We start from the raw sequence: 4307 nt of genomic DNA, 5'->3' as shown, positions 1-4307 counted from the left end.
ATCCGTTTATATCAACGAAACCGCTGCCTGATTCTGTCAGTTCTCTGTTTATGACCAGGCTCTTTGCGTTCGTAGCAACGAACGGGAGCGTGTTAGCGAAGAGGTCAACCGTGAGGATGTGCTTCGCCACGCCCTGTATGAGCTGGTCCTGAGTGAGTAGCGCTGCTTGCGCCATAGTTAATGATGCCATATTTATTTATCCCAATCTGGAATTATACCCCCGTGCCACAACCTCCCCTTGCTGCGCATGTCGGCTTCCATCTTTTGGAATTCGCCGCTTTGAAAGACACCCCGAACATCTGTAGGGGTGACACCGCCGTCTGCCGGCGTAGCCCGTCCTCCCGTCCCGCCGGAACCGCGGTTCCCGGATGGGTTGACGTAGTGAGGGCGTTCTGATAAATAACCCTCGATAAAAGTTTTAAGGTCCATCGGCTTCCCGCCGTCTGATAAGAGCGGTTCGCCAGTGTTCGGATTGACGGGAACAACCGTTCCGTCTCCGTCAAGTCCGACGAGCTTGTTCGAGTGAAGTATGAGCCATACGTCGTTCGGCACGATCACGTTAGCCTGTGAAAGGGCAGTGACCACTTCGTTCTGCATGACGGAGACGCGACTTGCCTCCCGCAGCCTCTCAAGCTCCGACTTGACCTTGTTTGTTTCTTCCGACTGCTTCTCTATTGCGAGCTGATAATCCGCCTTGATTTTCTCTTCTCTCTCTTTCAAGTCCTCCGGCAAGTCGCTTTTATCATTCAACCGGGAATCAAATTCTTCTTTCTGTTTATTCAGTTCCGCTTGATGCTCCTCGTTGAGTTTCTTCTCCTGCCGGCTGAGCCGTGAGGCTATCACCTCATCGAACTGTTCCTGCGACATGCTGATGAGATTCTCCTGCTTTTCGGACTTCCCCCCTCCGCTCCCGCCTCCTTCAGGGCTCTGCCTGAGTATATTCACTGTTTTCTCTCCATATGGATGCTATTCTATTGAAACACAAATTGGTCAGGGTGGCGATGCCACTTATTTGTGTCCCCTCTTTTTTCCGATCCGACTTCTTGCCCGTCAAACCGATGCCGGCTGGCCAGACGGGCGGGCTGGTTGAGAGGGGCGGTTTCCTGCTAACTCCTCCATTGAGGGAGGTGTCCGGCTAAGCCGGAAGACGGGGTGTGTTATAAACTTTTACCTTTAAACTGAGACATAATTCGAAATCTGGTTAGACCGAATTATTTTCCCTGTGCAGCGTTATCAGTGAAATCTGCGGCGGCACTCCGATGCGTATCGGCGGTCCCCAATAACCCACGCCGGTGCAGACATAAATATCCATGCCTTTATACTTATGTACCCCCTTCAGAAACGGCTGTTGAAGCGAAACGATGTAATTCCACGGGTAAAACTGACCTCCATGTGTGTGCCCGGAGATCTGTAGGTCGAAACCCGCCTCAGCCGCTTTGAAAACGTTTTTCGGCTGATGTGCGAGGAGTATTTTATATAAGCCGTCCGGAGTTCCTTCGATGGCTTTGATGGGATCTGTCGCATTCTCCGGGTCCATCCGTATTGATTCGATGTCGGTGACTCCGGCGAGCACGATCTGTTTTTCCCCCCTGTTGATGAGTATATGCTCGTTGTTGAGTACCCTGAATCCGAGTTCATTGCCAATGTGTTCAACCCACGGCTTTACTCCGGAGTAGTATTCATGATTACCGGTTACGAAGTACTTTCCATGCGGCGCTTCGAGCTCTTTGAGGGGAGCGACGTCTTCTGCGAGGTTCCGAACCGAACCGTCGGCAAGGTCGCCCGTCAACGCTATCAGGTCAGGCTTTATCCCGTCAACTCTGCTTACTATCCGCCTCACAAAATCGCGTTTGATTGTGGGACCTACATGAATATCGCTTATCTGCAGTATCGAGAATCCGTCGAACTCTTCAGGCAGATTTTTTATCCTGAAATCGATGTTCTTGATCCTGAAACGACTTCGTGCCGTGTAAAATCCCCACCCTGTGTATAATCCGGTGAAACCGACTATACCGGCATTAACCATGTTTATTATAAATCGCCTGCGCTCCGGATTCATGGCAGCGACGGTGACGGGTTCCGCTCCGAGGAGTTCACGCGCAATTGAGATACCCTTATCGCCGAGCAGGTAAATCAACCACAGGATATCTCGTGTGATAAATAGAACGAAAAGTATTGAAAATAAAGCGAGTCCCGCGTATCCGAACCGCGCCATCCGGTCGACCCACTCCGAATCGATTCTGCTGAACCAGAATACGAATCGCAACGGAATAGCGAGCCAGAAGAGAAATATCAATCCCCAGACGGCGACATTCCAGGGAGGCGTCAGCTCGGCAGGAACCATGATGCGCCAGCCGACATAACCGTACATCAGTCCGAGTATGCTTGAAAATATCAGGATGAACGCCACTTTTTCTGTTCCTCTTTACTCTCTCATTTTAATCGGGTAATCAGTAAAGATACGATTCTCAAAGTTAATCCAAAATTGATTTTCCTTAAAATCCCCTCTAATAAGAGGGGTGGATTCGATACTCGTTAGAGTTGAGAAGACGGGGTGTGTAAAGAGCTTACGTCATTGCGAGAAGGAGTGTAACGACGACGCGGCAATCTCGCGACACACCCCAGCCTTTTCTTTATAAGATTTTTAAAGGATCGGCTTCCCCTCTTGATAGAGGGGATCAAACGGGTGCGGATTAGGGCTTGCCCTGACCGCACATCAACTCTCTCCTCCCTCGAGGGAGGTGGTTGAACCGAAGGTGAAACCGGAGGGTGTGATTTAGCGATGATCGAAGGATTACATCCCCCACTCCTGCGGAGCACCCCCTTCAAAGGGGGAGAAAATGGATCCCCCTCTAATAAGAGTGGTGTTCCGAAGGTCGCGAAGGACTCCTTTGGAGGAATCTCCCCTAATCCTTATATAGAACCATAATATGTGATTTGCATCAACACTCTCACTCCCTGAATCATTATAATTATAGCGCAGACGTAGGAGGGGACAAAGATGAAACACCATCTGAATTTTATTGAACTGCTTGTCCTTGCGAACAAAGGAAGCTTCCTCAATGCATTCCCGGAGTCGGACAACGGTAAGAATATCAAGTCGTTAATCTCCGAAGCCGAAAAACATCTGATGATCTGTGCTGAGTGTACGGTAAAACTCACTAAAGGCGATCAGCATTTTTATAACAGTGCTAACAGGGGAATCTCCTGAGCGATCAGGCAGAGTGAAAAGTTTCTAAAAGGCCGGAGCCTCACACGTTCCTTTGGTCGAGGTAACCGCCCCCTACCCCGCGATTTCCTCCTCGATATCCGTTAAGTTTGCGTAAAAATGAATCAATTATTTGTGAGGACCGATCCAAAAAAGTGAAAGAGTTCCTTTATGGAGAACTCCCAATGCTCTGAACTTATAATTCACTCTAAATTGATATTCGTTCTTGGAACCTTTTAATTTCTTGAAATCAAGTGATGGATGTGAGGGATCGTCTTCTAACAACTTAATTTGTTTTAGTGATTTTACTTTGAGTTGTGGGGATAGATTTGAATAAAGTTTTTCGAAACGCTTGGTAGTTTCGACCCTCATTTACAAGGTTGATAGGTGGTCTACTGCCTCTTGTGCATTTTTGAATTTATTGACTTTACCGTCTTCAACATCCTTCTTACCTTGCTGTCTGATCGACTTCATTTCTTTGGTATTGTACCATTCCTCTTCATTTTCTACAGGTGTTAGTATAATCTTCTTTCCCCGAGTACTCATTATGAAGTGGCTTTTCGGTTCAATACCTTGTGATTCCCTTATCTTGGAAGGAATAGTGATGGAACCTTTAGACGTAACTGCCACGATATTTTCTGTCATTTATCTGCTCCCATTATACCCATAATATAATATTATGGTAACATTTGTCAAGGATTACGCACACGATCGACTTACCCGCGTGTTATACGCTGTTATAACGTTACAGTTTCATTATCGGTCTACTAAAGGTAAAAGCTTATGTCATGCGAGATAAATTTTGCACCCCCTACCCCGCTATTTCCTCCTCGATATCTCTGGCTGTTTCTTCATCTATCTTAGGCAGCGCCTTTTTCGCGAGCCGTTTCATCAGCTCCGCTTCGAACGTCGGCGATATCTGTAGGCTTTTGAGATTGACGGCGTCCTCTATCTCTTTTTCGAGAGATTTCATGTCAAACTCGTCAGGGTAATCGACAGTGAAAGTAGCATCAGACATCCCCTGCCATTTCAACCAGAGCCTGACGGCGTTCCGTTCCGCTTCCTCGAAATTATCTGCTTTTTCGGCGAGAACCGTTGA

Annotated in this window: 6 protein-coding genes; 1 reads left to right on the top strand and 5 read right to left on the bottom strand. The window is 47.8% G+C overall.

Features of this window, described 5'->3' with window-relative positions; translation table 11 throughout:
* The 3 genes from IID12_09855 to IID12_09845 form a co-directional block, all read right to left on the bottom strand.
* The coding region (locus IID12_09855; GenBank protein MCH8289391.1) for a hypothetical protein at positions 1–190 on the bottom strand (190 nt) is incomplete at its 3' end.
* Between the two features lie 2 nt (positions 191–192).
* Entirely contained in the window at positions 193–945 is a 753-nt protein-coding gene (locus tag IID12_09850) for a hypothetical protein (GenBank protein ID MCH8289390.1), read from the bottom strand.
* 256 nt (positions 946–1201) lie between these two features.
* On the bottom strand, positions 1202–2410 hold the full coding sequence (locus IID12_09845; GenBank protein ID MCH8289389.1) for a metallophosphoesterase: 1209 nt from the start codon (positions 2408–2410) through the stop codon (positions 1202–1204).
* Positions 2411–3001: 591 nt separating this feature from the next.
* Between IID12_09845 and IID12_09840 the strand changes: the two genes are divergently transcribed.
* Positions 3002–3211, top strand: coding sequence for a hypothetical protein (locus IID12_09840; GenBank protein MCH8289388.1), 210 nt, complete (start codon positions 3002–3004; stop codon positions 3209–3211).
* A gap of 369 nt (positions 3212–3580) precedes the next feature.
* Here IID12_09840 and IID12_09835 read toward each other — a convergent pair whose 3' ends face one another.
* Positions 3581–3853, bottom strand: coding sequence for an AbrB/MazE/SpoVT family DNA-binding domain-containing protein (locus tag IID12_09835; protein ID MCH8289387.1), 273 nt, complete (start codon positions 3851–3853; stop codon positions 3581–3583).
* Positions 3854–4019: 166 nt separating this feature from the next.
* The coding region (locus IID12_09830; GenBank protein MCH8289386.1) for a hypothetical protein at positions 4020–4307 on the bottom strand (288 nt) is incomplete at its 5' end.

Source organism: Candidatus Neomarinimicrobiota bacterium (assembly GCA_022567655.1).
Classification (GTDB): domain Bacteria; phylum Fidelibacterota; class SORT01; order SORT01; family SORT01; genus JADFGO01.
The sequence above is the reverse complement of the archived record's forward strand: the minus strand, read 5'-3'. Positions and strand labels throughout refer to the sequence as shown.